The sequence below is a fragment of the Methylocystis sp. genome (genome assembly GCF_051061285.1).
Classification (GTDB): Bacteria; Pseudomonadota; Alphaproteobacteria; order Rhizobiales; family Beijerinckiaceae; genus Methylocystis.
Window position 1 is genome coordinate 49,586 of sequence record NZ_JBPFEA010000028.1, and the last position, 26,413, is coordinate 75,998.

Here is a 26,413-nt window from a genome sequence, read left to right on the forward strand (position 1 = left end):
CGTTCGAAATTGGCGAACTGAATGAAGGACAATTGTGATGACGGCGCAGGACATGCGCCTCACCGCGCGCGCATTCTGTGGAAGAACACGACGCTTGCGGCTGCGCGCATGGCGGAAGAGCGCAGCAATAGATTGAACGCGGCGTCGCTTTGAAAATTGTCATAGCTCCAGCGCAGCGCCCGTTTCAGGCGGAAACGCGGATAGGAAACCGGCAGCCATTGCGCCGGGTCCTGTGCGCGGCCGTCGAGAAAGTCCGCGATGGCGACGCCAGCGGCGCGTCCGTGACGCAGGGCCGTGTGAATGCCGCCGGCCGTGACCGGCGAAACCATGCCGGCGGCGTCGCCGACAAGCAGCGCGCGCGGCGCCGCGAGCGGCGAAACGAGACCGCCGCAAGGAATGAGCCCAGCCCGCACATTCGTCGGCGCGCAGCCGCGAAAATCGGCGATGGGCGCGATCTTTTTCAAAAATGCAGTCATCGCGGTCTTCGCTTCTGCGATCCCGCCGACGCCACTCCTTCGCGCGAGACCGACTTGCGTCACCCCGACGCCGGCGATGATCCAGCCGATGTAGCCCGGCGCCAGGCGCTTATCGATGAAGCAATGTAGACGGTCGCTTGCGTCGAAATCGACGCCTGCATACTCATGTTCCATGCCGAAGATGAAATGGCGGTTCTCACCGAGCGAGAGCGTCTTCGCGACGTGCGACTTCGGGCCGTCGGCGCCGACGAGATAGCAGGCTTCCGCGCCATCCGGCAGCGCATAGCCATTCGCGTGCGCCGTCGCCCTGGTGAATGGCGCGCCATATTGAATGCGCACGCCGGCGGCCTGGCAACGCCGCGCGAGCAAGCGCATCAGCTCCGGCGTGTCGGTTGCAAGAAAGTAATAGCCCGGCGCAGAAAGATCGATGCAGCGCATATCGGGCGCATAGAGCCGCACGCCGTCAACGCGTCGCGTGATGTGTTCCGGCAGCGGCCCGAGCCAATCGACCTCGTCCACCGCCTCACGTACGAGAATGCCGGTCGTATGCGGCTTTTCGCCGGGTTCGGATTTGCGTTCGATGATGGTTGTGGCGACGCCGCGTTCGGCGAGCGCCTGCGCGCAGGCCAGTCCAGAAAAACTGGCGCCGACAATGACGACCGGAGCGGGCAAATTCAGTTGCTGTCGCTGGGCAGGCCCGGGATCGGCAGAATCTCGATTCCCTCTTCGAGCAGCGCCTTCGCTTCTTCGAATGTGGCGCGGCCGCGGATGGCGCGTCGCTCCGTTTCGCCGTCCTCCATGGCGCGCGCTTCCTGCGGGAAGCGGTCGCCGACGTCTTCGGTATGCGCGACCACCGTGTTGTGCAGCTCGCGCAGCTTCATGCGCAGATCATGCGCCTCGTCGTCGCGCGGCTTGGCGATATTGGGCGCCATGACGTCGCGCGCAATCTTCGTCGAGTCGCAGAAGGGGCAGGCGATCTGTCCTTCGGCCGCCTGCTTTTCGAAGCTTGCGCTGTCGCGAAACCAGCTGTCGAAGCTGTGGCCGGCGTCGCAGATGAGGGAGTAGCGGATCATGGCGTCGCTCCGTCGGCGAGGAGCGCGTCGAGCTTTCCCTCGCCTTCGAGCGCGTGAAGCTCGTCGCAGCCGCCGATGTGCTTGCCGTCGATGAAGATCTGCGGCACCGTCGAGCGGCCATTGGCGCGCTGGCTCATGCGGCGGCGTCCGAGCGGGTCCCAGGCCACCGAGATTTCTTCGAATTCGGCGCCCTTTTGCGTCAGCAGCCGCTTCGCGGCGAGGCAATAGGGGCAGGTGGGCGTGGTGTAGATTTCGATGCGGGGGGCCATTCGCGCTTATACGCCGGCCTTCATGCGCTTGTCACGGCCCGCGCGAAGACGAGGAGATCGACGCGCGCCGCGCCCGCCTTGAGCAAAGCGCGAGTCGCGGCGTTGGCGGTCGCCCCGGTGGTCAGCACATCGTCCACCAGCACCACATTGCGCCCGTGGATGGCGTCCGCCCGCTCCGGTTCGACGCGAAAGGCGCCGGAGAGATTGGCGGCGCGCTGCGCCCGCGTCAGCCCGACCTGCGGCGCCGTCGGCTTGACGCGCTGCAGCGCCATGGTCTCCACCGGCACGGCGCTCTCGCGCGCGATCGCCTGCGCCAGGGCCGCCGACTGGTTGAACCGCCGCGCCAGAATCCGCAGTCGGTGCAAGGGGATGGGCACGATCACGTCGGCGTCGGCGAGGAGTTCGGCGCCGGCCCGCGCCATCCAGCGGCCCATCGGCTCGGCGAGCTCCAGCCGGTCGTAATATTTCAGCCGGTGCGCCAAAGCGCGGGCCTTGTCGCTGTCATAGCGCGCCACGGCCCTGGCGCGGCCGAAGGCCGGCGGGTTGGCGGCGGCTTCGAGCGAGATCAGCCCCGGCTGCCCCAGGTCGCGTTCGAACGGCGTGCCGAGCCGCTCGCAATAGGGGCGCTCGATGAAGGCGATGTCGCGCCAGCACTCGGGGCAGATCGCGCCGTGAAACGCGACCGCCCTTCGGCAGACGAGGCAGGACGGCGGATAGATGAGGTCGAGAAGCGCATGTCCCGCCCGCGCAAGGGCTCGTAGCAGGCCAGTCGCTCGGCTCCGCGTCATCGGCAACCCACTCAATAAGCCTTGCAGGCCGCTCTTTGCAAGCCTTGCAGGCCGCTCTTTGCGACCTGATGCGCGCAATGCGCGGCGCGAGGAACCCTTGGTCACAAATCAGGACTTGAGCACAGGCGGGACCCTAACGCATCGTAGGGGTCAGCAAAAGAATCATTGTCCAGTCGGGCGGCAAGGCCGCCTTTACTGCGCCAAGCGGAGCCCTAAAGGAGATTGACGCCCCCATGAGCGAATTCCATACGATCTTCGTCATCTCCTGCATCGCCGTGCTCGCGCCGCTGCTCAACAGAGTTCCGGCTTTTGCGCGTGCGCCGATCGTCGCCGTCGAACTGTTGCTGGGCATGCTCGTCGGCCCAAGCGGGGCGGGGCTGGTGGCGGCGGATGGCGCCGTCAATTTTTTGATGGAGTTTGGCCTGGTCTATTTGTTTTTTCAGGCGGGCTTCGAGTTCAATCAGAAGGAAATAAACGGAAAGCCGCTTCGCCTGGGATTTCTCGCGTGGCTCGTTTCATTGAGCCTCTCGGTTGTTATTTCCGGAGCGCTGTATTTTGTTGGTCTCGTGGAGGCGCCGCTTCTCGTCGCGCTGATCTTGCCGACCACGGCGTTCGGCATATTGATCCCGGTTTTGCGGCAGGCTGGGGACCTCGATAACGAATTCGGACACTATGTCCTTGGCGTGGCGGCTATCAGCGAACTTGGACCGCTCATTCTCGCCTCGATCGTTCTGGCGCAACACAACCATCATCTCCACCAGACGCTGTTAAGCGCGCTTTTCATCGCGCTCGGGCTTGCCGCGATCTTTTTTCTCAAGACCGCGCGTTCCGACCGACTCGCCGAAAGCATTGTGTATTGGCTTGGCGACGGCGAGCTTCTGCCTATTCGAATCGCGCTCGTCGTCTTGCTTGGCTTCGTCTCATTCGCCGACAGGCTGGGCATGGAGCTTGTAGTCGGCTCCTATATGGCGGGCATGGCCGTCGCGGTCCTGGTGCGCGGCACCAAGGCCGAAATCCTCAACGATCGTTTGACCGCCATCGGCTCCGGCTTTTTGATTCCGCTATTTTTTATCGAAAGCGGCGCATCATTTGACTTTGTGGCGCTTGTCAGGAGCCCCGCGACCCTCGCGCTCTTTGCGTTTTTTTGCGTCGCCTTCCTGCTCATTCGTCTCGCGCCGCTGAATCTTTTTCGCGGGACGCTGCCCGAGCGGGACATGCCGGCGCTGGCGCTCTTGTCGTCGACCACCCTGCCGCTTGTCGTCGCGCTCACCTATCTCGGCGTCGGGAGGGGACAGCTGGCGCCAGAGACGGCGCCCGCGCTTGTGGGCGCGGCGATGGTGACCGTCACGGCGTTCCCGACGCTGGCCTTCTGGCTGCGTGGAGCGCGTCAGCCGTCGCGCCTTGAGAGCGGCATATCGTCCATCGCTCACGCCGTCGCCGATTGGTTCTCTTCGCAAGCGGCCGGCGCATTCGCCAAACTGCCGCCTCGATGGATCGAGACTCTCCAGGACGCCGAGCGTCGCGTCTCCGATCTGTTCAACCGCCCTTAGAGCGCCTCCCGATCACATGGAATCATGTGATCGATAGGAATCGCTCAAAATCAAAATGGTGGAGCAGGTTCTCATCGAAAAAGTCTGTCAACTTTTTCGGAACCTGCTCTAGCCGAACAGGCCGCCTGGCCTCGGCGCAAGCGGATTGTCGGTGAGCGCCTGCGCGTCGGGACGGTCGGGCGCAGGGTGATTGACGAGCGCGCCGTAGAGTCCCTGGACGAAGCCCTCGTCGAGATCCTTGACGATGAAGACGATGCGCGTGCGTCTGTCCGCCTCGGGCCAAGCGTCGGGCCAAGCGTCGAGGCGGTGCGGCGGGTGAAAGACATGCTGCACGCCATGGATCGCCACGGGGCGCGTCGGATCGTCGGCCAGCGCCACGATTCCCTTCACGCGCAACATCCGCGGCCCATGCGTGTGGCGCAAAAGGTCGATGAAAATGTCGAAGGAGGCTGGCGTCAGCGGCGTCTCGGAGGAAAAGCAGAAGGCCCGGATATGCGCGTCATGCCGGTTCACATCCTGACGATGGTCGTGGGCTCCGTCGTGATGCTCATGGTTATGGTCATGGTTCGCGTGATCATGCGCCTGCGCTGTTTCCACCGCTTCGGCGTTGAGCCATTCCTTCACGCGCGGCGTCTTGGTGGCGGGATCATAGAGGCCGCAATTGAGGAGCGCGTCGGGCGTCGCTTCGCCCTTGGCGGCGTCAAGCTGTAGCGCGCCCGGATTGAGCCGCGCCAGCCGCGCCTTGAGCGCATCCACACGCTCGGCGCCTTGCGGCAGATCCGTCTTGGCGATGACGAGCCGATCGGCGACGGCGGCCTGTTTGACGGCTTCCTCATGCGCGTCGAGCGTCGATTCGCCATTCACCGCATCAATGAGCGTGACGACGCCGTCGAGCCGATAGCGCATCATCAGATAGGCGTGGGACATGATCGTGTGCAGGATCGGCGCCGGATCGGCGAGGCCAGTCGTTTCCAGCACGACGCGCTTGAACGGCTTGATCCGGCCGTTGTCGAGCCGCTTCAGCAGATCTTCGAGCGTGTTCACCAGATCGCCGCGGATCGAGCAGCACACGCAGCCCGAACTCATCATCACCATGTCGCCGTCGATCTTCTCGATGAAGAGATGATCGAGGCCGATCTCGCCGAACTCATTGATGAGGACGAGCGTCTCGGCGAGCGCCGACGAGGCGAGCAGGCGGTTAAGCAGCGTGGTCTTGCCGGCGCCAAGGAAGCCGGTGATGACGGTCAGCGGAATTGGCGGCGGCGCCGAGCGCGTCGCGCGACTCGCGGCGGCCTTGGTCAGATCGTTCATTCAGCGGAACTCGCGCCGGAGCTGGAGAAATTTCCTGCTCGCGGAAGGCTCGCATCTTCGCCGAAAACGCCGCGCGTTTCCAGAACGAACGATCCTCTGGCGTTTCTCAGCTCTTGCCCGGTTCGGCGGCGGAGTGCGCCTTCGAGCCGGCCGGCTTTTGCGCTGCGGCGTGCGGCGCGGCCGCTTTGGGCTTCGTCGCGCTTCTCGCCGCCTTGGGCTTCGCGGCTGGTTCGTCGGCGACGACGTCGTCGACCTTTGCGGCGTCCGCCTTTGCCGCCTTTGCCGCCTTGGCGGCGCGCGCCGCTTTCGCGGCCTTGGCGTGTTTGGCGCGTCGCAGCGATATGGCGTCGGGCGCCGGCTTGCTGATCGGCGAGGCGCTGGCGTCGCCGGCCTCCGGCTGCGCCGCATAGGCGGCAAGATCGGGCTGCTCGCCGACCGGCGCTCCCGGCGCGCGGGCCCGCGCCACCGGCCCGGCATAGCCCGGCGCGCGTCCCACATAGACGGACACAGGCTCAAAACGCGGGCGTGGCAGGTGCGCGATTTCCTTGGCGTTCATCTGCTGCTGCTGAGCGCCGCCGAGCGTGTCGAGCAGCGGAACGCCAGAGCCGACGGGGACCGACGCGTCCTCGATCTCCGCCATGAATTCCGCCGCCGCCGGGCCGCGGTGGTGGCACACAGACTCGCGCAAGTCAGGCGCCGCCGTTGGGCCGGAGCTGGGCAGGGACGCCAAAGAGGCGACGGCCGCGCCGCTCTGGAAGCCGCGATCGAGCAGCGCCGCCGTCTTCGCCGTGCGCAGAATCGGATTGGGCGCGCCGAGGACGACGGCGATCAAACGCCGGCCGCCGCGCGTGGCCGAGGCGACAAGATTAAATCCGGCCGAACATGTGAAACCGGTCTTCATGCCGTCGGCGCCCGCATAACGGCCGAGAAGATGGTTATGCGTGGGGATGATCTGCTTGCCGAGCTGCATCGCGCCGATGTTGAACAGATTGGCGTGCTCGGGAAACTGCAGGTAGAGCGCGCGGCCGAGAATGGCGAGGTCGCGGGCCGACGTGACCTGCCGTTCGTCCGGGAGGCCGTTGGGATTGTACCAAACCGATTGCGTCATGCCGAGCGAAGCGGAGGCGCGGTTCATCTCGTCGGCGAAGGCTTCGACCGAGCCGGACACGCCTTCGGCGATGGCGACGGCGATGTCATTGGCGGATTTCACCATCAGCATGACGAGCGCATTGTGCAGGGTGACTTCCGAGCCGGGTCTGAAGCCCATCTTGGAAGGCGCCATGCCGCAAGCGCGCGGCGACATCATCACCGGGGTGTCGAGCGAGATGCGCCCCTGGCGCACCGCCTCGAGCGCGACATAGGCCGTCATCAGCTTCGTCACCGAGGCGGGATACCAGGAGGCGGTCGCCTGATCATGCGAGAGCACGGCCCCCGAGGCGACATCGACGACGATCGACGGGGTCGCGCGGGCGGGCGCGGCGGCGCCAAACACGATCAGCAATACGGTCGTCGCCGCAACCAATGTGGATTTCGAGAAGGTCATCCGCCTAGCCCCGTCACCCGGCGCTGAAACGCGCGGGATCGCATGAAAACGCCGCCTATATATAATAGCGCCTAAGGCGCACAGTCGGAAATAGGCTTGGAATTGGGCGATTCGGGGGCGGTTGTTGATAAGCTGTTAACCATGACCTCAGGGAAAGCGCGGGCCGCCGTCATGGCTGAAGCGGGTGGTTCCGACGCGCGAGTTCCGGCTCGACAAGATGATATCTCATCAGGAACTTCAGCGCCCGGGTCCATGACTGGTCGGTTTCCCCACGCAGATCCGTCTGCGAGATATGCGCCAGTTCTCCCGTGCGCGCGTCGCGAATGCGCATTTCGAGATATTGCTCCATCACGCTGACTTTTCGAAAGAAGCAGACGAAGGACAAGTCTGCGCCAAGCGTGCGCGCAATGTCGGCGTCGCAGCCGTTGCACTTGCGCAGCCAATGGTCCTTGACCCTCTGATCCGTCGCCGCGCTTCCGTCGATGATTTCGAACAGCCCGGATTGAGTCAGGAGTTCGCGCGCCAGCGCGGTCATCCGCTGGAGGCGCGCGGTTTCTTCGGGGCTTTCCCCGGCGATCGGACCCCCGGCGGTGAAGTCGTCGAGTTCGATGTCGAAGACCGCGAGTTTGAATGGCGGGGAGGATTGCGCGCGAGCGCCGGTCGCGACGGCTCCGGTCGCGATTGTGATGAGCGCCGATAACAAAAGGTGAGTGAGCGTCTTCTTGACCATCGCCAGGCTCCGCCGTTGCAGTGGAAGTCGTAGCCCGCGCGAAGCGTTGGAAGCTTCGGCCTTTCGCCTGCGGCGGTCTGGGCATATTTCCTCTGGGCGGCCGATCAGGTCGCCGGCGCGTCGCCGACAAGTCCTGCGCCGATGGCGAGCCAGACGAGATGGGCGTCGGTGCGCGCGCCGATCTTGGATTTGATCTGATAGTGGTAGTTCTGAACGGTTTTCGGACTGAGATTCAAGATGCCGGCGATGTCCTCGGTCGTTTTGCCCGACGCGACGAGCCGCAAGATCTCCGTCTCTCTGGGGCCAAGCTCATCGACGAGCGCGCGGCCTTCGCCCAGTCGCTCGGCGGCGATCTCGCGCGCGACGTCGTCGCTGAGCGCCCGGCCGCCCCTGGCGACGATCGCCACGGCGCGGAGCAGCTCGGCGGCGTCGCTGCTTTTGGTGACATAGCCGGATGCGCCGGCCTCAAACGCTTTCAGCGCAAAGGCCGCGCCGCTGTGCATGGTGAAAATCAGAATGCGCGCGCTTTTGTCCCACTGCCTGATGTGGCGGACCGCTTCGACGCCGCTCGCGCCGGGCAGAGAAAGATCCATGATGACGATGTCGGGCGAAACCTTCCGATAGGCCTGATAGGCCTCCGCGGCGTTGGCGGCTTCGGCGACGATTCTGTAATCCGGCTGGCGCTCCAAGAGCCGCCGATATCCCTCCCGAACGATCGGGTGGTCGTCGACGAGAAGAATTGTGGTCATGCGAGCGCGAGACCTTTCATCGGCGCCGGCGCGCCGGCGATGAGCGGAATGCGCGCGACGACGCGCACGCCTTTCGTGGCGTCGCTGATCGACAGACTTCCGCCAAAAGCCGCGATGCGCTCGCGAATCCCGAGAATGCCGTGGCCGGAGGCGGCGGCGAGGCGGGAGGCGTCGCCGCCGCCATCATCCTCGACCGTCAGCGCGACGAGCCCGTCGGCGGCCGCCGCGCGCTCGACGCGCAGATAGACGTTTTTCGAGTCGCCGTGCCGCATGGCGTTGGTCAGACATTCCTGCGCGATGCGATAGAGGCTCGTCGAAATCGTCTGAGGAAGGTCGGCGAGGTCGCCCGTGAGCCTCAGGTGGATGACCGCCTTTCGTCCCGCTTTGGCGTTCCAGCTCGCCGCGAGCTGGACGAGACAGGCTTCGAGCCCGAGCTCGTCGAGGTCTTGCGAGCGCAGCCGGGCAAGCGCCTCGCGCAGGGTCGTCATCATGCGCTTGGCGACGCGCCCGATTGAGCGGGCGTCCTCGGCGACGCCCGGATCACTCTTAGCCGCCGCAGCCTCGATCGAGCCGGCGAAGGCGAGGGTCGCCGTCAGGCACTGGCCGAATTCATCGTGCAAGTCGCGGGCGAGCGCGCGGCGCTCCTCCTCCTGGACTTCGAACAGCCGCTTCGTGAGCGCGGCGCGCTCCGCCGTCGTCCGCGCCAGCCGCTCGGCAAGGTCGTTGACGGCGCGCGCGATCAGGCCGAACTCGCCTTTCGTGATGGCGTTTAGCCGGCTGGCGTAATTCCCTTGCTCCAACTGGCGCAGCCCGCAGACGATGGCCCGGGTCGGCGCCAGAGCATGGACGATGGCGACCGCGGCCAAGAGGCAAATGCAGACCGCCATCGAGGCCGCAACGCCGACGATGATCGAGATCTGCCGCCAGGCTTGTCGGATCGCCGCGCCGGCGTCCGCCCTGACGAGGATTGCGCCGGTTTCCGGTTGCCGAACGGTCAAGGGCCGAGTGATCGGCGCATGTGCGCCGAACACGCGCTCATAGGCCGAAGCAAACCATGCCGGCGCGGCGGAGCCGACGCCCTCGAGCTGGCTGCAAAGCGTTTGCGGCTCGTCGTCCCCCGGCGCATAGCTGACGCAGACGCCCGGCGAAACGAGCTTCAAAGTCGAAAGCGACTCCCAGTCGGGGACGGGCAAAATGTTGTCGCGCCGCATGCTGCCCCGCCAGAGGATGGCCTGCCAGTAGAGATTTTCGAGCTGGTGTGCGACGCGCTCGGCGGACGACGCCGCTTCCGTTTCGATCGCGCGATGCGCGTCGACCATCACCCAGCCCGCGGTCAGCGTAAGGCAGATGAGGGTGATGCCGACAAGCTGCAAGACGAGCCCAACGATCAACCGCATTGGCGCATTCCCCGACAAAAAACCCGTCGCTCAGTAGAGCAGGAATCGAAGGGAGGTCCAACGCGCATCATGCGCTTAGGCCCTGATCGGGCAAATTGCCTGGGGCGCGTGAGCGATTTGGATTCGTTTCGAAATTTCGGCGCGGCCTGGGCGGATATGCTAATGTGACGCCCATGCGGGTTGACGAAAGCGCCAGTGACGCCCTGGATGCTGCGTCCTGGCGACCCGATTGTGGACTCGGTCGTGATCGACAAGCTTGAATTCCTCATCGCCGTCGCAAAGGAGAAGAGCTTTTCGCGCGCGGCGGAGATTTGTGGCGTCACCCAGCCCACGCTCTCGGCCGGCGTCAAGCAGCTCGAAGATTCGCTCGGCGTGTTGCTCGTCAACCGTTCCTCGCGCTTCCACGGCCTGACCGCCGAGGGCGAACGGGTGCTCGAATGGGCGAAGCGCATCGTCGGCGACGCGCGGGCGATGCGCCAGGAAGTTCGCACGCTCAAGGAAGGCCTGAGCGGCCAGCTGAAGATCGCCGTCATCCCGACCGCGCTTGGCATTGTCTCGGCGCTGACGACGCCCTATCGCGAGAAGCATCCGGGGGTGCGCTTTTCCGTGATCTCCGCGTCGTCGAGCGAGGTGCTGACCATGCTCGATAATCTTGAGATCGACGCCGGCATTACTTATCTCGACAATGAGCCGCTTGGCCGCGTGCGCACGGTGCCGCTCTGCTCCGAACGCTACCGGCTGCTGACCTTCGCCGACAATCCGCTTGGGAACCGCGACCGGGTGACATGGGGCGAGGTCGGTCGCATTGATCTCTGTCTTCTCACGCCGGACATGCAGAACCGTCGCATCGTCGAGCAGCTTATTCGCAAGGGCGGTTCCGAGCCCATGCCGATCCTCGAGTCGAACGATGTCATCTTGCTCTTCGACCATGTGAGATCCGGCCACTGGGCCACGGTGCTGCCGGAGAAGCTCGCGAAGACCCTAAACGTGGCGGCGCCGTTGCGCTCCATCCCCATCGTTGAGCCGGAGGCTGTGCATGAAATCGGCCTTGTGGCGCCGCAGCGCGAACCGGTGATTCCGCTGGTCGCCGCCTTGGTCTCGGAGGCCAAGAAGCTTGCTGAAAGCCACACGCTCGACGGTTGATAGGATCGCCCTATCGCACAACGGATGGTCGCTATTGATCGGGCCTTGGATTTCCGGCAGTGTTCTCGGAATTAGTCTAAATAGGACGACCGCATATGCGCAACGTCCGGACTGAAAGGGAAGAAATGGCTGGCGCTGCTCAGTATAGCGACGAGCGCGCGCGGGAAATCATCGCCGCCCATATGGGTCTTGAGGGACCCGCGATGCCCATTCTGCACGCGCTTCAAAAAGAATTCGGCTATGTGCCCGACGCCGCCGTCAAGGAAATGGCCGAGGCGCTTAATATTTCGCGCGCCGAAATGCATGGCGTCGTCACCTTTTATCACGACTTTCACCGCGCTCCGCATGGCCGCCATACGCTCAAGATCTGCCGGGCCGAGTCCTGCCAATCTATGGGAGCGGAGCGACAGGCGCGGGCGTTTCTCGACAAGTTGAAGCTTGACTGGGGCGGAACGACGCCGGACGGCGCCCTGTCGATCGAGCCGGTCTATTGTCTGGGGCTCTGCGCCCACAGCCCTTCAGCGCTTTATGACGGAGAGCCGATCGGCCGCGTCGACGCTGAAATGCTTGACGAAATCGCCGCGGAGGCGCGCGACTGATGGTGAAGCTTTACATCCCGCTGGATATGGCCGCCGTTGCGATGGGCGCCGACAGACTGACCGCCGCCGTCGCGCAAGAGGCCGCAGCCCGCGGCGAAACAGTCGAGATCGTGAGAAACGGCTCGCGTGGAATGCTCTGGCTCGAGCCCCTGATCGAGGTGGAGACTCCCGCGGGCCGTGTCGGTTACGGACCGGCCAAGGTCAAGGACGTCGCGTCGCTGTTTGACGCCGGGTTCCTGACCGGCGGCGCGCATCTGCTGAACATCGGGATCGTCGACGAACATCCCTGGATGAAGAAGCAGAACCGCGTCACCTTCGTTCGTTGCGGCGTCATCGATCCGCTGTCGGTCGCCGAATATGAGGCGCATGAGGGATTCAAGGGCCTCACGCGCGCCTTCGAGATCGGGCCCGTGGCCGTCGTCGAAGAGGTCACGAAATCGGGCCTGCGCGGCCGCGGCGGCGCGGGCTTTCCGACGGGCATCAAATGGAAGACGGTGGCGGACTGTCCGCCCGGCCAGAAATATGTGGTCGTCAACGCCGATGAGGGCGATTCCGGCACTTTCGCCGACCGCATGATCATGGAGGGCGATCCGCTCTCGCTGATCGAAGGCATGCTGATTTGCGGATACGCCGTCGGCGCCTCCAAGGGCTATGTCTATCTGCGTTCCGAATATCCCATCGTCGCCAAGGTCTTTCAGGCGGCGATTGAGAAGGCGGTTGAGGCGGGCTGGCTCGGCACGAACATCAAGGGCTCGGGTTTCGACTTCGACGTCGAACTGCGCATCGGCGCCGGCGCCTATGTTTGCGGCGAGGAGACCTCGCTGCTCGAATCTCTCGAGGGCAAGCGCGGCATCGTGCGCGCCAAGCCGCCGCTGCCGGCCCATGTCGGGCTCTTCGGCAAGCCGACGGTCATCAACAATGTGCTGTCCATGGCCACCATACCGATGATCATGGAGAAGGGCGCGAAGCATTACGCCGATCTCGGCGTCGGCCGCTCGCGCGGCACCATGCCGCTGCAGATCGCCGGCAACGTCAAATATGGCGGCCTCTTTGAGACCGACTTTGGGATTCCGCTCGGCGTGGTCGTCAACGAGATCGGCGGCGGCACCCGCTCGGGTCGTCCCGTCCGGGCGGTTCAGGTCGGCGGCCCGCTCGGCGCCTATGTGCCCGTGTCGCTTTTCGACCTTCCGATCGACTATGAAGCCTTCGCGGCCAAAGACAGTCTCATCGGCCATGGCGGCCTCGTCGTATTCGACGACACCGTCGACATGTCCTGGATGGCGCGCTTTGGCATGGAGTTCTGCGCCATCGAGAGCTGCGGCAAGTGTACGCCGTGCCGGCTCGGATCGACGCGCGGCGTCGAGACTATCGACAAGATTCGCAACGGCATGGACGTCGATGCGAATATCGAGCTCCTCAAGGATCTCTGCCACACGATGAGGTTTGGCTCGCTCTGTGCATTGGGCGGCTTTGCGCCGTATCCGGTCGAGAGCGCGCTTCGACATTTTCCCGAGGACTTCCGCAAGCCGGCCCTTGAAGCCGCTGAGTGAGGTAGCCGCCATGACGCTTATCAAAGAAATCGATTACGGCACGCCCGAATCGCCATCCGTAAAATCGGTCACGCTGACCATTGACGGGAAGAGCGTCACCGTGCCCGAGGGCACGTCGATCATGCGCGCGGCGATGGAGGTTGGCACCGAGATCCCGAAGCTCTGCGCCACCGACAGCATCAAGGCGTTCGGCTCCTGCCGCCTCTGCGTCATCGAGGTCGAGGGCCGCAACGGCACCCCGGCCTCCTGCACGACGCCGGTTGCGCCCGGCATCTCGGTCAAGACGCAGACGCCGCGCCTCGCCGCGATCCGCCGCGGCGTGATGGAGCTTTATATTTCCGACCATCCGCTGGATTGCCTGACCTGCGCGGCCAATGGCGATTGCGAGCTGCAGGACATGGCGGGCGCGGTGGGTCTGCGCGACGTCCGCTACGGTTATGACGGCGCCAATCACGTCTTTGCGCGCAATAGCGGCGAAGTGAATTTCGACTGGAAGCCGAAGGACGAGTCGAATCCCTATTTCAGCTATGATCCGTCCAAGTGCATCGTCTGTAACCGCTGCGTGCGCGCTTGCGAGGAAGTGCAAGGCACCTTCGCGCTGACGATATCAGGCCGCGGTTTCGACTCGCGCGTTTCGGCCGGCATGGACGAAGCCTTCATGGAATCGGAATGCGTGTCCTGCGGCGCTTGCGTTCAGGCCTGTCCGACCGCGACTCTGATCGAGAAGTCGGTCGTGGCCGTCGGCCAACCCGAGCATTCCGAGGTCACGACCTGCGCCTATTGCGGCGTCGGCTGCACTTTCAAGGCCGAAATGCGCGGCGAAGAAGTCGTCCGCATGGTGCCCTGGAAGGACGGCAAGGCCAACCATGGCCATAGCTGCGTCAAGGGCCGCTTCGCCTATGGCTACGCCCATCACGGCGACCGAATTCTTAATCCGATGATCCGCGAATCGATCGACCAGCCCTGGCGCGTGGTCTCGTGGGACGAAGCTGTCGGCTTCGCCGCCGACCGGCTAAAGGCGGCGCAGGAGAAATACGGCAAGAACGCCGTCGGCGTGATCACCTCGTCGCGCTGCACGAATGAGGAGAGCTACCTCGTTCAGAAGCTCGCGCGTCAAGGCTTCCGCAACAACAATACCGACACTTGCGCGCGCGTCTGCCATTCGCCGACGGGCTACGGCCTGGCGCAGGCCTTCGGCACCTCCGCCGGCACGCAGGATTTCGACTCGGTCGACGACGCCGACGTCATTCTCGTCATGGGCGCCAATCCGACCGACGCGCATCCGGTGTTCGGCTCGCGCATGAAGAAGCGCCTGCGCGATGGCGCCAAGCTGATCGTCATCGATCCGCGCCGCATCGACCTGGTGAAGTCGCCTCATATCAAGGCGGATTACCATCTGCCGCTCAAGCCCGGCACCAATGTCGCGATGATCACGGCGCTGGCGCATGTGATCGTGACAGAAAATCTCGCCAATCTGGATTTCGTGAAGGCGCGCTGCGACTGGGACGAATATCAGGACTGGGCCGCCTTCGTCGCCAACGACCGCTACAGCCCCGAGGCGCTCGAAAGCGTGCTGGGCGTGCCGGCCGCCGACATTCGCGGGGCCGCACGTCTCTACGCCTCCGGCGGCAATGGGGCGATCTACTACGGCCTTGGCGTGACGGAGCATAGCCAAGGCTCCACCACCGTCATGGGCATCGCCAATCTCGCCATGGCGACCGGCAATCTCGGCCGCCGCGGCGTCGGCGTGAATCCGCTGCGCGGTCAGAACAATGTGCAGGGCTCCTGCGACATGGGCTCGTTCCCGCACGAGCTGCCGGGCTATCGCCACATCTCCAACGATGCGGCGCGCCAGGCGTTCGAGAAGGATTGGGGCGTCTCCCTCGATCCGGAGCCGGGCCTGCGCATTCCCAACATGTTCGACGCGGCGATCGAAGGCACCTTCAAGGGGCTTTACGTTCAGGGCGAGGACATTCTGCAGTCCGACCCCGATACGCGCCATGTCTCGCGCGCGCTGGCGAATATGGACATCGTCATCGTGCAGGACCTCTTCCTAGTCGAGACCGCGAACTACGCGCATGTCTTCCTGCCGGGCGCGACCTTCCTCGAGAAGGACGGCACCTTCACCAACGCCGAGCGCCGCATCCAGCGCGTCACCAAGGTGATGTCGCCGAAGAATGGCTACGCCGACTGGGAAGTCACCCAGCTGCTCGCCAACAAGCTGGGACTCAATTGGAATTACGCCAACGCCAGCGAGATCATGGACGAGATCGCGCGGCTGACGCCGTCCTTCGCGGGCGTTTCGTTCAAGCGACTGGCGGAAGCCGGTTCGCTGCAATGGCCGGTCAATGACGCCTCGCCCGACGGCATGCCGATCATGCACATCGAAAGCTTCGCGCGCGGCAAGGGCAAATTCGTCATCACCGAATATGTTCCGACCGAGGAGAAGGTGGGACCGCGGTTCCCGTTGCTGCTCACGACCGGCCGCATCCTGTCGCAATACAATGTCGGCGCGCAGACGCGACGCACCGAGAACAGCCAGTGGCATCCCGAGGACGTCCTCGAGATCCACCCGCATGACGCCGAGGATCGCGGCGTCCGCGAGGGCGACTGGGTGAAGGTGGCGAGCCGCGCCGGCGAGACGACCTTGCGCGCCAAGATTACGGATCGCGTCGCGCCGGGCGTCGTCTATACGACGTTCCACCATCCGAACACTCAGGCCAATGTGGTCACGACCGACAATTCGGACTGGGCCACCAATTGTCCTGAATACAAGGTCACGGCGGTTCAGGTCTCAACCACGAACGGACCGACCGACTGGCAGCATCAGTATCGCGAGCTGACGGAGCAGAGCCGTCGCATCGCGAGCACGATCGACGCGGCGGAATGACGGAGACGCCGTCGCCGACACTACGGGTGGAATGCCTGGCGCGCCGTCACGATGTGATGGCGCGTTCTTCTCGCGTGATCCCCGAAGAGACGCCGGTCGCCTTCACCTTTGGCGGCTCCACCCATGCGGTGATGATGGCGACGCCGGCGGATCTCGAGGATTTCGCGATCGGCTTCGCGCTGACGGAGGGGCTGATCGATTCCCCGGAGCAGGCGGGCGACGTCGAGATCGTCGTCTCCGACGCCGGCATTGAACTACGCGCCTGGCTCAAGGGCGGACGGCAGGAAGCCTATGTCGAGCGGCGCCGTTCGATGGCGGGGCCGACGGGCTGCGGTCTTTGCGGCATCGAGAGTCTGGAGGCGGCGACGCGCGTTCTGCCGACGCTCGACAATGCCTTATCGGTGCACGCCGACGCCTTGATCGAGGCGATGGGCCGTCTGCCGGCCGCGCAGATGTATAATCAGGAGACCCGCGCCATTCACGCCGCGGCCTTCTGGAATCCCGTCTCCGGCGCGCTGATCGCGCGCGAGGACGTCGGCCGCCACAACGCCCTCGACAAGCTCGCCGGCGCCTTGACGCGCCAAGCCATCGCCGCCAAGCAAGGCGTGGTGCTGATGACGAGCCGCGTATCGGTCGAACTTGTGCAAAAGGCTGCACGCATGGGCGCGCCGATCATCGCCGCCGTCTCCGCGCCGACCGCGCTCGCGGTGCGCAACGCGCAGCACTGCGGCATGACGCTCGTTGCGGTCATGCGCGGCCGCGACTTCGAAATCTTCACCCATCCAGGACGCATCCTCGAACAGGTTTCCGCACATGTCGCATGATTCGGTCGATAAGCTCGTCAGAATGGCTAACCAGATCGGGACGTTCTTCATGGCTCAGAAGCATCCCGAAGGCGTCGTGAGCATGGCGGATCACTTAAGGAAATTCTGGGATCCGCGTATGCGGAACGCCATCCTCGCGCATCTCGATCACGGCGGCGCCGGGCTCGATCCGATCGCGATGGAGGCGGTGAAGCGCCTCAAACACGCAGCGGGCGCCGCTACTTCCGAACTGCGTCCCGGCGAAGGCGCCGCCGACGGCTGAGGAATGCGCGACGGCGCAAGCCGCCGATTGGCGAAATTATTGGACGTCGGCGCATTCCTCGCCTAGGTCTCAGACCCAGGCGCAGCCGCGCGATCATTCTTGCTACGACTGAGCGATGACCGACCAGACATGTCCCTGCCGCGCGATGGACGCGCAACAGCATTCCTATTCGGCCTGCTGCGCTCGTTACATCGAAGAGAAACTGCCGGCGCCAAGCGCTGAAGCGCTGATGCGCTCGCGTTACACCGCCTTCGCACGGGGCGACATCGACTACCTTGTCGACTCCTTGGCGCCGGAGTCGCGTTACGATTTCGATCGCAAGGCCATCACGCATTGGTCGCGCAACTCGCAATGGCTTGGACTCGAGATCCTGTCGACGGAACAGGGGCAGCAGGGCGATGAAACCGGCTACGTCGAATTCGTCGCGCATTTCACCAGCGAAGGCGAACGCTATGCGCATCGGGAGCGGTCGCTGTTTCGACATGACGCGCAGGATGGCCGCTGGTATTTCCTCGAAGAGGCCAATCGCAAGAGCGCGCCCGTCGTGAAGGGCAAGCAGGCGGGCCGTAACGATCCTTGTCCCTGCGGCTCCGGCAAGAAGTTCAAGAAGTGTTGCGGCGTCGCCGCCTGAACGGCGATAAGCGCGACGATTCGATTCACCTGCCGCCAGTATCCTGGAACAAAGCGGTTGCGCCCGCGTTCCGTCGGCGTGGAACACTCCTTAACCTTGGGAGAACGCCGATGGATTGGAATCGAGTCGAAGGCAATTGGAAACAGTTCAAAGGCAAGGTGAGAGAGAAGTGGGCGGAACTGACCGACGACGATCTCGCGCGCATGGACGGCAAGCGCGAGCAGTTTGAGGGCGTTCTCCAAGAGCGCTACGGCGAAGGGCGGGACCGCATTCGCGAAGAGGTGGACGCCTGGTTGAAGACTCTAAAGTCGTGACACTTTAGCGCGCCGCAAGCTTGGCGCGACGTCCTCTCCTGGCGCTTAGGTTCGGGCTTTTTAATCGGCGCGCCCGCGCCATTCCTTCGGCGAGGAGGGGGGCGCAGAGCTGTGCCGGCATTTTGGAACATTCTTAAAAAGGGAGAGTTGTTTTCTTATCCTTCTCCGATGATAGGAGAGCCGAAATGAGTTCGAAGCCGAAACTTGGATTAGACTGGCGGCGCATTGTGGAAGCGCTCACCAAGACGCTGCTTTTGTCGCAGCTCGAAGCGCCGCGGGAGCGCTTCATCCATGTTCGTGAACCGCGACAAGCGGAGATCGAGCATTGGCTGCGCAACCGAAAATGACTGCCTCGACGATTGATCCGCGATGATTGCCTGTTGAACGACAGGCAATCATTTTTTTGTCCATTGTTTTCTATTCACTTCAGCGCGACTCAACTCAAGGCGCCGGTCGCGCGTTTTCAGGAGCGCCGGAGCACGAACCCCTCCAACCTATTTGGCGACCGACGTCGAAAGTCGTACGAGTAAGTCAAGAAACTTGTCCGGCATGGGTTCTAACAGGCTCGCCGCGTATATGTCGCGCAGCCCGGAGGTCAATTCCCCATCGATCCCAAGGAACGAGAGCTGGTGGGGCGCGTCATATCGCTGCGCCCTGGGCGCGCCCCGACGGCCCTGCGTCGTTTGCCTTTCAGCCTTCTTTTCCATTTCGAAGAGCCCCTGGGCGGCGCTCCCGATGTGGGAGCCGTCGACTCCAATGACAACGGGCAGATGAAGAGTCATGCTTGAATTCAACAATATTCGAGGGCCAAATGTTCCCAAGGCGCGCGGCGAAGAGGGCGGAAGCGGAACGATGCGTTCGACGGAACGTTAAACGTTATAGGAGAGTTCCCTGCCCTCGGAGAGGTTTAGAATGGCGCCGCGGTCATTCTGGAAAGGCTATTTGAAGCTTTCGCTTGTGACCTGTCCGGTCGCGATGACGCCGGCCACGACGGAAGGCGAGAAAGTTCGCTTCCACATCCTTAATCGAAACACCGGCAACCGCGTCGTCAGCCAATATGTCGACGCGGTCTCCGGCGCGCCGATCGGCGAAGACGATGCGGCGAAGGGTTATCCGCGCGGCGAAGACGATTACGTGCTGCTTGAAGATGAGGAGCTTGACGCCCTAAGCCTCGAAAGCACGCGAACGATCGATATCGAAACCTTTGCGCCGGCCGCGAGCGTCGACTGGATTTGGTTCGACAGGCCCCACTATCTTGTGCCAGACGATCCGATCGGCGTTGAGGCCTTTTCCGTCATTCGCGACGCGATGAAGGCGACGGGCACAGTCGGCCTGTCGCGGCTCGTGATGTATCGACGCGAGCGCGCCGTGATGGTCGAGCCGCGCGACAAGGGGCTCGTCTTATGGACGTTGCGCTTCGCCGACGAGGTGCGCGATCCGAAGGACTACCTCGACAAGATCGGCGCTGAAGCGCCGAACGCGAAAGCTCTCAACCTGATTTCCAAATTGATCGAGGAGCGCAAGAGTCACTGGGATCCGGCGATGACCCATGATCCCGTGCAAGCGCAGTTGCTGGAGATCATTTCTGGAAAGAAGAAGGAGCACACACCCGCTCGCGGCAAAAAACGGGCGTCGGCGGCTCCGAGCAACGTCGTCAATATCATGGATGCGCTTCGCAAGAGCATTGATGCGGAAAAGCGCGGCGCCAAACGTCGCTAGGCTTTTCTCCTTCTCCGCGCGTTCGGGGTTTCGATCGGCGCCGCCGCTTGACGAAAGTCTCCCCACGGATCGCTCTGCAGCGACTCGAGGCGCGCAAGGGTTTTCGCGATCGTGAAATAGTCAGGTCCGATCGCCGGACTAAGTTCGTCCCAGGCGAGCGGCATCGACACGGCGGCGCCGGGACGGGCGCGCGTCGAGTAGGGCGCGACGGCCGTGGCGCCGCGCTGATTGCGCAGATAGTCGACGAGTATCTTTCCGCGGCGCTTCGATTTCGTGATCGTTGCAAGATATTTGCTCGGGCTGTCATTCGCCATGGCGTCGGCGATGCTTTTGGTGAAAGCCTTCACCTGCGGCCATGCAGCTTTGGGCGTCACGGGCGCCGCCACATGAAGGCCCTTTCCGCCTGAGGTTTTCACGAAGGCGGCGAGCCCAAGGGCTTGGAGTCGCTCCCGCGTTTCTTCCGCGGCCGCAATGACGGACTCCCACGCGACCTGTTCGCCGGGATCGAGATCCATGATGATGACGTCGGGGCGCTCCCAGTCCGACGCCGTCGAGCCCCAGGGATGAATTTCCAGGGCGCCGGATTGAACGAGCGCGATCAGGCCGTTGAGGTCCTTGATGCTGAGCAGCGGCTCCTCTTCGCCTTTCGGATCGTCGATGAGCACGATGTTCGGATCGATGCCTTTCCAAGCGTGTTTCTGGAAGAACTTCTCTCCCTCGACGCCGTTGGGGCAGCGCAGCAGCGCCAGCGGGCGATTGACGATGAAGGGCGCGATATAGCGCCAGATGTCGGCGTAGTAATCCGCCAGGCCCTGTTTGGTGACGCCTTGGTCCGGCCAATAGAGCCGATCGGGATGGGTGAGCCTCACGACGCTCTGCTCCGCTCTCGCCGCTGTCGCCCGCTCAACGGGCGGCGCCTTTTCGCGGACGACGTCGCGCGCGTCCTTATCTTCGCGCAGACCGCGAAAGGAGGCGTGCCGAAGATTTTGATCGCCCGTCCAGCCACGAAATTCGACCTCGGCCACCAGCTCGGGCCGCACGTAGCGCACATGGCGCGCCGCGTCCGCGCTGAGCCGCGCGCCAAAGGGATTCGAGGAGACGCGCATGGGATCGAGCTTCGTGAAAAGCTCATGCGCCATATCCGCCGTAAATCCCGTCCCGACGCGGCCGACATGGCACAGGACGCCATTCTGGTAGACGCCGAGCACGAGGGCGCCGATCGCCCGGCGCGACACCGTCGATGGCGTATAGCCGGCGACGACGAATTCCTGCCGCGCGAAGCATTTGGCCTTTATCCAGCTCTTCACGCGGCCGGAGCGATAGGGCGAATCCCGCAGTTTCGACACCACGCCTTCGAGACCCAGCCGACACGCGTGCGCCAGCACGACCGCGCCGCTGTCCTCAAAGTGACGACTCAGACGAACCTTGTCGTTGGCCTCGGCGCCCAAGAGTCTTTCCAGCAACCGTTTGCGTTCCAGCAAGGTCGCGCTGCGCAGATCGTAGCCGTCGAGGTAAAGAAGATCGAAGACCCAATAGACGAAGCGATCGGTGCGCCCTGCGCTCAGATCGGCCTGCAGCGCGGAGAAATCCGACGCGCCCGAACTCGTTTCGACGACGATTTCGCCGTCGATGAGCGCGGCGCCAAGCGGCAGGGCGCGCAGCGCCGACGCGACCTCATCGCCAAATTTCTTCGTCCAATCGAGACCGCCGCGTGAGAGCAGCCTTACGCGTCCCGCCTCGATGCGCGCCTGCACGCGATAGCCGTCGAATTTGATTTCGTGAATCCATTCCTTGCGCGATGGCGCGACGCCGGAACTGGCCTGCATTGGCGCAACGAAATTCGGCAGCGCCGCCTTCTTTGCGCCCTTGAGATTTGACGGGTCGATGTCGGCCGCAGGCGCTTGCGGCGTCGCAAGGGAACTCGTTTTATCCAAGCGCGACGCGGCGCTCTGCTTCGGCATGGCGCTTTTCTTGGAGCGCCGCGCCGGCTTGCCCTCTGCGACATCGCCAATCGTGCGTCCGGTGTCGACCGAGCGCGGCATCTCGTCGAGTATGTCTTCATCCTTAGGCGTTCGCGCAAATTCGTCTTCGCTTTTGATGAGAAGCCAGTTGTCGTGCTTCTCGCGCGGCTTTCGCGCCATGCGCACGAGATGCCAACGGCCGCCGAGCTTTTCGCCGCGCAACTCGAAATCGAGGTGGCCCTTGGCATAGCCCTTATGCGGATCGCCTTCGGGAATCCACACGCCCTTGTCCCACACGATCACTTCGCCGGCGCCATATTGGCCTTCCGGAATGACGCCTTCGAAATTGCGATAGTCGAGAGGATGGTCCTCGACGTGAACGGCAAGCCGCTTCTCGCCGGGCACGAGGCTTGGACCTCTGGTGACGGCCCAGCTTTTCAGAACGCCGTCCATCTCCAGGCGAAGATCGTAGTGCAGCCGTCTTGCGGCATGTTTCTGTATGACGAAGCTGGTGCCGGTCTTTCGAGCGCCTCGCCCCTTCGGCTCGCGCGTCGCCCCAAAGTCGCGCTTCTTACGGTAATCGGCAAGCGACATGCGAGGTCAGCTCGCTTTCCGCCGTGTCGCGGCCGTCCTGGTCTTGCGAGGCTGGGCCGCGCGCTTCTTGGCTGCAGCTGTGTCGCTCTGCTCGGAAAGAGCCGCGCTCTTGCGCAGCGCCTCGAGCAGATTGACGACCTTGGCTTCGCGAGCCTTACGCGGCGGCGCGATCGGCTTGCCTTCCAGCTTCGCTTTTACGAACTCGGCGAGGACGGCCTCATAGCGGTCTTCGAACGTAGATGGGTCGAAGGCGCCCCGCTTGGTGTCGATAATGTGCTTGGCCAGCTGAAGCATTTCGCCCTGAACTTTAACCTCAGGCACATCGTCGAACGCCTGCTGCGCCGAGCGCACCTCATAATCGAAGTTCAGCGTGGTCGCGAGAAGTCCGTCGCCATAAGCGCTGATCAGAACGGTGCGCGCGCGCCTGAAGAGCACTGTCTTCGCCAGGGCCGCGACTTTGTTCTTGCGCATGCCCTCGCGTATCAGAACGAAAAGTTCGTTCGCGTCGCTTTGTGACGGGGACAGATAGTAGGGCTTGTCGAAATAGACGGCGTCGATTTCGTCACAATCCACGAATGTCTCGATGGCGAGTGTTTTGTCGCTCTTTGGCGTCGCCTGAGCGATTTCCTCCGGTTCGAGAACGACATATTCGTTCTTGCCGACCTCATAGCCTTTGACTTGATCGCCGGACTCGACAGGTTCGCCCGTGTCGCTGTCGACAAAGGTCCGCCGCACGCGGTGGCCGGTCGATCGGTTGATCGTGTGGAACGCGATCCTGTCAGACGTCGACGTTGCGGAGTAGAGCGCCACCGGACAGGTGAGCTCCGCAATCTTCAGAGAGCCCTTCCAGTTCGCTCTCGGCGACAACGCAAACCTCGTACGCTCGCGGGCGGCTGAACGCTCGCCCGCCGATTACGCTTCCGGAGACTTCGTACTGTCAAGCTTTTCTGAGATTTTTGACGCGAGCATCAGTCCGACGGCGGCGCCGATGATCAGATGGAGGTTGGGCGCCACGCGTTCGGCCACTGCTTTCGCCGCGACAGGCGCCATCGAGCCGATCGAGGAGCCGATCGAGCGCATCAGATTTCCGTCCGACTTGAACAGCTGATCAACGAAGGGGAGTTGCGCAAAGCTGCTCTGTTCGAGTTCGGTTGCTGGAGCTTGAGTTTCCGGCGCGACGGAGTCCTTTGTCGCGAGATAAACGATGAGAGCCGCGAAGAGAAAGGCTCCGGCGATGACGAGGTTGCCGGCGATCTCGCCCCACGTCCTCATGGCGTAGGCGTGGGCGGCGGCGGTTGCGAAGCCGAGCGCGAGCAGCGCGAGGGTCAAGACGATGGCGAGACGCGCCGCTCCTCGCGTCGCGTTCGCGATACTCTCGTCAACCCGTTGGAATAGCGGATCCAGCATCATGATCTTGCCCGCCCGAGATTAGCTGCGGCCCTTCCACATGGCCCCGACGAGAAATCCTCCCGCGATGGCGAGCAACAGCGCCGTCACCGGCTGTTCGCGGACCGCGCCCTCGACCGTTGTCTTCAGCCCTTCGCCTGCCGACCTGGCCTTCTCCGCGACTTGCCGAGATTGCTCGCTCACTGTCGTTAACGCGGCGTCAGCCCTCTCCATGGTTTCATCGACCTTTGCGCTGACGTCGTCGGCGATGGAGGCGGCCTTCGCGGCGGCGTTCGCCGACGCCTTGGCCACGGCGTCTTGCGCCTCCTGGACCTTGTTCGTGACTTGAGATGTTATGCTCATGCCCGCTTCTCCGCTGTTACTGCCCCGCTGGGCGAATACTGAACTTCCAGAGCGGTTGATTGTTCCTCGCCGCGTTCCAACTGGCGCGCGTTACTCTGGAAGATTGATCTCGTGCTGAGGGAACACGTGGCTGAAGCTCACTGTTCCGGCGATGAGCAGAGGCGTCGAGAGAATTGCGCCGACCGGGCCCCAGAGCCATGTCCAGAACACGAGTCCCAGGAAAACTAGTCCGGGATTCAGAGTCAGTCGGCGGCCGATAACGCTCGGTTTTACGACAACCGTCTTCACAGTTCCGGAAAGATGTCCTTCCCGTCTTCAGCAAGTTTCGCTTCGCCGATCGTTTTTTGAAATTCACCAACGACGATCTGCGCGAGACCGGTGATCGTGAGATGGGTCGACCGCGTGGCGAGCCCGAGGGTCAACTTGGTCTTGCCCATGGCTTCATTGGCATAGCCGCGCATTTGATCGGTCGTCCCGGACTGTACGATGTTGTCGATCGCCTCCCTCATCGAATCCTTCACTTGGGCGACCGGGGAGCGAGCCCGTGTTGGCGGCTCTAGATCGACGGAATTTCCATCTGGCCGCGCCGGTGGATTCGATGCATCGCCGAAACTGCATTCTTCGTCGGCGCAGATAATGGGGTCCCCGCCATTTTCAGCTAATGCATCCATCGATTCCATGCTCCTAAAGCTCAATTCCTGGGTGCCGCCAAGGCCGCCCGCCAGGATGAAAACTGATTTAAAGGGTTCTATGTTCCGAAAGATCCGCGTAGTCGCGTATCGCGCAGCTCGAGGCTCGGAGGGGCTGCTAAACACCGCGCGTAACGAAAAGGGCGATGCGCAATGGCCTGTGCTTGGGCGACGGAGCTCACTTCACGGCGCCGAGCTGCTTGAATAGGACCTACGGCGCCGAGCGCGCGGAAGCGCCGAGAGTCAGATTTCATCCAGGGATGAACGGACTAAAGTAGAGGAATGCTTGCATGCCGAACGATGTTGCGCCTTCGAAGCGCGCCGAGGAACTGGCGACGTCCTTTCTGTCGCGGGTTTGGAATGGAGCCGCCAATGATCTCGGCGCGATCGATGAGCTCATGACCGATGACTATCAGATTCATTCCGCAACGAAGACCATCAGCGGACGCAACGCTTTCCGGCAGTGGGTAGCGGATTTTCAAACCGTGCTCACGAGCGCGCGCAATGAAATCCTCGAGGTTTTCGCCAATGCGGCGGGTGATCGCGTCGTCTCGCGGTGGATGTGCTCGGGTTTCAACAACGGGATATTTGGTCTTCCCGCCGACGGTCGCCCCGTCAAGTTTTCGGGGATCGCAATCTGGCGCGTCGAGAACGGACGGCTCGCGGAATGCTGGATAGAGCGCGCGGCGCTTGAGGCCTATAGGGATCTGGCAAACGCCTGACGGTTCGCTCCCTTCCGGAACTTCCCCGAAGCGGCCGCGCGGCTGCGACGCCGAAGCCGCGCGCGAGCTTGGAGCCGAGATGTCCTTCGTCGGCTTCTTCCGAAAGGCGAGCGTGAAGGAACAATACCTCGAATTTCGCATCCGTGACGCGCGCAGCGGCGAATTGCGGCATGTCTCGCAAACGGATTTGCGTAACGAAACCGATGAGTCGCGGAGTCGGGCGTCGAAATTTCTCGTCAAGAACGCGCTCGTGGAGTCCGAACTGGCGACATCGCCCTGAGCGATCGAATTTCGAAACTCGGCGTTACGGCTCAACCGAATGACGGCGTGAAAAGGTCAGGATTCGCGGCGGGCCCTCGGCCCAAACGCGCGCCTTCGATTTCAAGCAGGCGCGCCTTCGCGCTCGTGCCGCCATGAGCGGAAAATCCGCCGATTTTTCCGCCGGCGGCCAGGATGCGATGACAGGGTATGATGATCGCGATCGGATTTCTCGACAGGGCGTGTCCAACCGCGCGGGCGGCGCCTGGCGATCCGACGCCACGGGCGATCTCGCCATAGGTCGCGACGGCGCCCCAGCCAATGGCGCGGGTCGCATCATAGACGGCCTTGTGAAACGGGCTGCAGGCGCGAAGGTCCAGCCGCAGGGTCGAGAAATCAACCTTCTCGCCGTGGAAATAGCGCTCGAGGTCCGCGATGGCTTGCGCGATCGGCGAGGGCAGGGCGCCTGACCACCGATCCGCCTTCGCCATGCGTCGCGCCAAAGCTGAATCGTTCCGCTCCGGTAACTGGAATCGCGTCACGCCCTCTTCGCTCGATGCAATGCCGCAGGGACCGATAGCGGTTTGAAAAATATGAAAGCGCTGCATGACCGACTCGCGGC

Annotated in this window: 30 protein-coding genes; 13 read left to right on the top strand and 17 right to left on the bottom strand. The window is 63.4% G+C overall.

Annotation, left to right across the window (positions count from 1 at the left end; genetic code table 11):
- Nucleotides 1-59: 59 nt before the first annotated feature.
- From ACR65T_RS09705 to ACR65T_RS09720, 4 genes are read right to left on the bottom strand one after another with little or no spacing between them, the layout of a single operon-like run.
- Entirely contained in the window at nt 60-1,148 is a 1,089-nt protein-coding gene (locus ACR65T_RS09705) for an NAD(P)/FAD-dependent oxidoreductase (protein ID WP_434496283.1), read from the bottom strand.
- A 2-nt stretch (nt 1,149-1,150) separates the two neighbouring features.
- Nucleotides 1,151-1,549 (bottom strand): DUF1178 family protein, encoded by a 399-nt coding sequence (locus ACR65T_RS09710; RefSeq protein WP_434496284.1) that lies wholly within the window; start codon nt 1,547-1,549, stop codon nt 1,151-1,153.
- On the bottom strand, nt 1,546-1,818 hold the full coding sequence (grxC, locus tag ACR65T_RS09715; protein WP_434496285.1) for a glutaredoxin 3: 273 nt from the start codon (nt 1,816-1,818) through the stop codon (nt 1,546-1,548). The genes ACR65T_RS09710 and grxC overlap by 4 nt, the downstream gene beginning before the upstream one ends.
- Nucleotides 1,819-1,838: 20 nt before the next feature.
- On the bottom strand, nt 1,839-2,606 hold the full coding sequence (locus ACR65T_RS09720) for a ComF family protein (RefSeq protein WP_434496286.1): 768 nt from the start codon (nt 2,604-2,606) through the stop codon (nt 1,839-1,841).
- 233 nt (nt 2,607-2,839) lie between these two features.
- Here ACR65T_RS09720 and ACR65T_RS09725 point away from each other — a divergent pair, with 233 nt between their 5' ends.
- On the top strand, nt 2,840-4,156 hold the full coding sequence (locus tag ACR65T_RS09725) for a cation:proton antiporter (RefSeq protein ID WP_434496287.1): 1,317 nt from the start codon (nt 2,840-2,842) through the stop codon (nt 4,154-4,156).
- 108 nt (nt 4,157-4,264) lie between these two features.
- Here ACR65T_RS09725 and ACR65T_RS09730 read toward each other — a convergent pair whose 3' ends face one another.
- From ACR65T_RS09730 to ACR65T_RS09750, 5 genes are all read right to left on the bottom strand, one after another.
- Nucleotides 4,265-5,467, bottom strand: a complete 1,203-nt coding sequence (locus ACR65T_RS09730) for a CobW family GTP-binding protein (protein ID WP_434496288.1) — start codon at nt 5,465-5,467, stop codon at nt 4,265-4,267.
- Nucleotides 5,468-5,573: 106 nt separating this feature from the next.
- Nucleotides 5,574-7,010 (bottom strand): serine hydrolase, encoded by a 1,437-nt coding sequence (locus tag ACR65T_RS09735; protein ID WP_434496289.1) that lies wholly within the window; start codon nt 7,008-7,010, stop codon nt 5,574-5,576.
- 169 nt (nt 7,011-7,179) lie between these two features.
- Complete coding sequence (locus ACR65T_RS09740) at nt 7,180-7,740, bottom strand: DUF3280 domain-containing protein (RefSeq protein ID WP_434496290.1); 561 nt, start codon at nt 7,738-7,740, stop codon at nt 7,180-7,182.
- Between the two features lie 104 nt (nt 7,741-7,844).
- Nucleotides 7,845-8,489: a response regulator gene (locus ACR65T_RS09745; protein ID WP_434496291.1), complete on the bottom strand. Its 645-nt coding sequence runs from the start codon at nt 8,487-8,489 to the stop codon at nt 7,845-7,847.
- Nucleotides 8,486-9,886 (bottom strand): histidine kinase, encoded by a 1,401-nt coding sequence (locus ACR65T_RS09750; protein WP_434496292.1) that lies wholly within the window; start codon nt 9,884-9,886, stop codon nt 8,486-8,488. Before ACR65T_RS09750 ends, ACR65T_RS09745 begins: the two co-directional genes overlap by 4 nt.
- 243 nt (nt 9,887-10,129) lie before the next feature.
- On the opposite strand from ACR65T_RS09750, the gene ACR65T_RS09755 reads away from it, so the two are divergent.
- From ACR65T_RS09755 to ACR65T_RS09795, 9 genes are all read left to right on the top strand, one after another.
- Nucleotides 10,130-11,029, top strand: a complete 900-nt coding sequence (locus ACR65T_RS09755) for a LysR family transcriptional regulator (protein WP_434496357.1) — start codon at nt 10,130-10,132, stop codon at nt 11,027-11,029.
- A gap of 125 nt (nt 11,030-11,154) precedes the next feature.
- Nucleotides 11,155-11,628 carry a formate dehydrogenase subunit gamma gene (locus tag ACR65T_RS09760; RefSeq protein ID WP_434496293.1) on the top strand — a complete coding sequence of 158 codons (474 nt, stop codon included), beginning with the start codon at nt 11,155-11,157 and terminating at the stop codon, nt 11,626-11,628.
- Nucleotides 11,628-13,178 carry a formate dehydrogenase beta subunit gene (locus ACR65T_RS09765; RefSeq protein ID WP_434496294.1) on the top strand — a complete coding sequence of 517 codons (1,551 nt, stop codon included), beginning with the start codon at nt 11,628-11,630 and terminating at the stop codon, nt 13,176-13,178. The genes ACR65T_RS09760 and ACR65T_RS09765 overlap by 1 nt, the downstream gene beginning before the upstream one ends.
- 10 nt (nt 13,179-13,188) lie before the next feature.
- Nucleotides 13,189-16,068 (top strand): formate dehydrogenase subunit alpha, encoded by a 2,880-nt coding sequence (gene fdhF / locus ACR65T_RS09770; RefSeq protein WP_434496295.1) that lies wholly within the window; start codon nt 13,189-13,191, stop codon nt 16,066-16,068.
- The gene (gene fdhD / locus ACR65T_RS09775; RefSeq protein WP_434496296.1) at nt 16,065-16,892 is read left to right on the top strand and encodes a formate dehydrogenase accessory sulfurtransferase FdhD; all 828 of its coding nucleotides are present in this window, start codon (nt 16,065-16,067) and stop codon (nt 16,890-16,892) included. Before fdhF ends, fdhD begins: the two co-directional genes overlap by 4 nt.
- Complete coding sequence (locus ACR65T_RS09780; RefSeq protein WP_434496297.1) at nt 16,882-17,154, top strand: formate dehydrogenase subunit delta; 273 nt, start codon at nt 16,882-16,884, stop codon at nt 17,152-17,154. The genes fdhD and ACR65T_RS09780 overlap by 11 nt, the downstream gene beginning before the upstream one ends.
- A 115-nt stretch (nt 17,155-17,269) precedes the next feature.
- Nucleotides 17,270-17,785, top strand: a complete 516-nt coding sequence (locus ACR65T_RS09785; RefSeq protein ID WP_434496298.1) for a YchJ family protein — start codon at nt 17,270-17,272, stop codon at nt 17,783-17,785.
- Between the two features lie 110 nt (nt 17,786-17,895).
- Entirely contained in the window at nt 17,896-18,099 is a 204-nt protein-coding gene (locus ACR65T_RS09790; RefSeq protein WP_434496299.1) for a CsbD family protein, read from the top strand.
- Nucleotides 18,100-18,284: 185 nt separating this feature from the next.
- Nucleotides 18,285-18,446 (top strand): hypothetical protein, encoded by a 162-nt coding sequence (locus tag ACR65T_RS09795; RefSeq protein ID WP_434496300.1) that lies wholly within the window; start codon nt 18,285-18,287, stop codon nt 18,444-18,446.
- Nucleotides 18,447-18,593: 147 nt separating this feature from the next.
- On the opposite strand, the gene ACR65T_RS09800 is transcribed toward ACR65T_RS09795, so the two are convergent.
- Nucleotides 18,594-18,881: a NepR family anti-sigma factor gene (locus tag ACR65T_RS09800; RefSeq protein ID WP_434496301.1), complete on the bottom strand. Its 288-nt coding sequence runs from the start codon at nt 18,879-18,881 to the stop codon at nt 18,594-18,596.
- A gap of 130 nt (nt 18,882-19,011) precedes the next feature.
- On the opposite strand from ACR65T_RS09800, the gene ACR65T_RS09805 reads away from it, so the two are divergent.
- Nucleotides 19,012-19,818 (top strand): Ku protein, encoded by an 807-nt coding sequence (locus ACR65T_RS09805; protein WP_434496302.1) that lies wholly within the window; start codon nt 19,012-19,014, stop codon nt 19,816-19,818.
- On the opposite strand, the gene ligD is transcribed toward ACR65T_RS09805, so the two are convergent.
- The 6 genes from ligD to ACR65T_RS09835 form a co-directional block, all read right to left on the bottom strand.
- Nucleotides 19,815-22,373 carry a DNA ligase D gene (gene ligD, locus ACR65T_RS09810; RefSeq protein WP_434496303.1) on the bottom strand — a complete coding sequence of 853 codons (2,559 nt, stop codon included), beginning with the start codon at nt 22,371-22,373 and terminating at the stop codon, nt 19,815-19,817. The genes ACR65T_RS09805 and ligD overlap by 4 nt on opposite strands.
- A gap of 6 nt (nt 22,374-22,379) precedes the next feature.
- Entirely contained in the window at nt 22,380-23,240 is an 861-nt protein-coding gene (locus ACR65T_RS09815; protein WP_434496304.1) for a Ku protein, read from the bottom strand.
- A 45-nt stretch (nt 23,241-23,285) separates the two neighbouring features.
- Nucleotides 23,286-23,783, bottom strand: coding sequence for a phage holin family protein (locus ACR65T_RS09820; RefSeq protein ID WP_434496305.1), 498 nt, complete (start codon nt 23,781-23,783; stop codon nt 23,286-23,288).
- An 18-nt stretch (nt 23,784-23,801) separates the two neighbouring features.
- On the bottom strand, nt 23,802-24,122 hold the full coding sequence (locus tag ACR65T_RS09825; protein ID WP_434496306.1) for a hypothetical protein: 321 nt from the start codon (nt 24,120-24,122) through the stop codon (nt 23,802-23,804).
- 90 nt (nt 24,123-24,212) lie between these two features.
- The gene (locus ACR65T_RS09830; protein WP_434496307.1) at nt 24,213-24,410 is read right to left on the bottom strand and encodes an AI-2E family transporter; all 198 of its coding nucleotides are present in this window, start codon (nt 24,408-24,410) and stop codon (nt 24,213-24,215) included.
- Nucleotides 24,407-24,802 carry a hypothetical protein gene (locus ACR65T_RS09835; protein WP_434496308.1) on the bottom strand — a complete coding sequence of 132 codons (396 nt, stop codon included), beginning with the start codon at nt 24,800-24,802 and terminating at the stop codon, nt 24,407-24,409. Before ACR65T_RS09835 ends, ACR65T_RS09830 begins: the two co-directional genes overlap by 4 nt.
- A gap of 299 nt (nt 24,803-25,101) precedes the next feature.
- On the opposite strand from ACR65T_RS09835, the gene ACR65T_RS09840 reads away from it, so the two are divergent.
- Together ACR65T_RS09840 and ACR65T_RS09845 are read left to right on the top strand one after the other, a co-directional pair.
- Nucleotides 25,102-25,533 carry an ester cyclase gene (locus ACR65T_RS09840; protein WP_434496309.1) on the top strand — a complete coding sequence of 144 codons (432 nt, stop codon included), beginning with the start codon at nt 25,102-25,104 and terminating at the stop codon, nt 25,531-25,533.
- Nucleotides 25,502-25,813 carry a DUF2380 domain-containing protein gene (locus ACR65T_RS09845; protein WP_434496310.1) on the top strand — a complete coding sequence of 104 codons (312 nt, stop codon included), beginning with the start codon at nt 25,502-25,504 and terminating at the stop codon, nt 25,811-25,813. Before ACR65T_RS09840 ends, ACR65T_RS09845 begins: the two co-directional genes overlap by 32 nt.
- Nucleotides 25,814-25,844: 31 nt before the next feature.
- Here ACR65T_RS09845 and ACR65T_RS09850 read toward each other — a convergent pair whose 3' ends face one another.
- On the bottom strand, nt 25,845-26,399 hold the full coding sequence (locus tag ACR65T_RS09850) for a methylated-DNA--[protein]-cysteine S-methyltransferase (protein ID WP_434496311.1): 555 nt from the start codon (nt 26,397-26,399) through the stop codon (nt 25,845-25,847).
- Between the last annotated feature and the right edge of the window lie 14 nt (nt 26,400-26,413).

Coding starts and splice junctions, on each gene's coding strand:
- ACR65T_RS09710 (WP_434496284.1), bottom strand. CDS start 1,549: ATGATCCGCTACTCCCTCATCTGCGACGCCGGCCACAGCTTCGACAGC.
- grxC (WP_434496285.1), bottom strand. CDS start 1,818: ATGGCCCCCCGCATCGAAATCTACACCACGCCCACCTGCCCCTATTGC.
- ACR65T_RS09720 (WP_434496286.1), bottom strand. CDS start 2,606: ATGACGCGGAGCCGAGCGACTGGCCTGCTACGAGCCCTTGCGCGGGCG.
- ACR65T_RS09725 (WP_434496287.1), top strand. CDS start 2,840: ATGAGCGAATTCCATACGATCTTCGTCATCTCCTGCATCGCCGTGCTC.
- ACR65T_RS09730 (WP_434496288.1), bottom strand. CDS start 5,467: ATGAACGATCTGACCAAGGCCGCCGCGAGTCGCGCGACGCGCTCGGCG.
- ACR65T_RS09735 (WP_434496289.1), bottom strand. CDS start 7,010: ATGACCTTCTCGAAATCCACATTGGTTGCGGCGACGACCGTATTGCTG.
- ACR65T_RS09740 (WP_434496290.1), bottom strand. CDS start 7,740: ATGGTCAAGAAGACGCTCACTCACCTTTTGTTATCGGCGCTCATCACA.
- ACR65T_RS09745 (WP_434496291.1), bottom strand. CDS start 8,489: ATGACCACAATTCTTCTCGTCGACGACCACCCGATCGTTCGGGAGGGA.
- ACR65T_RS09750 (WP_434496292.1), bottom strand. CDS start 9,886: ATGCGGTTGATCGTTGGGCTCGTCTTGCAGCTTGTCGGCATCACCCTC.
- ACR65T_RS09760 (WP_434496293.1), top strand. CDS start 11,155: ATGGCTGGCGCTGCTCAGTATAGCGACGAGCGCGCGCGGGAAATCATC.
- ACR65T_RS09765 (WP_434496294.1), top strand. CDS start 11,628: ATGGTGAAGCTTTACATCCCGCTGGATATGGCCGCCGTTGCGATGGGC.
- fdhF (WP_434496295.1), top strand. CDS start 13,189: ATGACGCTTATCAAAGAAATCGATTACGGCACGCCCGAATCGCCATCC.
- fdhD (WP_434496296.1), top strand. CDS start 16,065: ATGACGGAGACGCCGTCGCCGACACTACGGGTGGAATGCCTGGCGCGC.
- ACR65T_RS09780 (WP_434496297.1), top strand. CDS start 16,882: ATGTCGCATGATTCGGTCGATAAGCTCGTCAGAATGGCTAACCAGATC.
- ACR65T_RS09785 (WP_434496298.1), top strand. CDS start 17,270: ATGACCGACCAGACATGTCCCTGCCGCGCGATGGACGCGCAACAGCAT.
- ACR65T_RS09790 (WP_434496299.1), top strand. CDS start 17,896: ATGGATTGGAATCGAGTCGAAGGCAATTGGAAACAGTTCAAAGGCAAG.
- ACR65T_RS09795 (WP_434496300.1), top strand. CDS start 18,285: ATGAGTTCGAAGCCGAAACTTGGATTAGACTGGCGGCGCATTGTGGAA.
- ACR65T_RS09800 (WP_434496301.1), bottom strand. CDS start 18,881: ATGACTCTTCATCTGCCCGTTGTCATTGGAGTCGACGGCTCCCACATC.
- ACR65T_RS09805 (WP_434496302.1), top strand. CDS start 19,012: ATGGCGCCGCGGTCATTCTGGAAAGGCTATTTGAAGCTTTCGCTTGTG.
- ligD (WP_434496303.1), bottom strand. CDS start 22,373: ATGTCGCTTGCCGATTACCGTAAGAAGCGCGACTTTGGGGCGACGCGC.
- ACR65T_RS09820 (WP_434496305.1), bottom strand. CDS start 23,783: ATGATGCTGGATCCGCTATTCCAACGGGTTGACGAGAGTATCGCGAAC.
- ACR65T_RS09825 (WP_434496306.1), bottom strand. CDS start 24,122: ATGAGCATAACATCTCAAGTCACGAACAAGGTCCAGGAGGCGCAAGAC.
- ACR65T_RS09835 (WP_434496308.1), bottom strand. CDS start 24,802: ATGGAATCGATGGATGCATTAGCTGAAAATGGCGGGGACCCCATTATC.
- ACR65T_RS09840 (WP_434496309.1), top strand. CDS start 25,102: ATGCCGAACGATGTTGCGCCTTCGAAGCGCGCCGAGGAACTGGCGACG.
- ACR65T_RS09850 (WP_434496311.1), bottom strand. CDS start 26,399: ATGCAGCGCTTTCATATTTTTCAAACCGCTATCGGTCCCTGCGGCATT.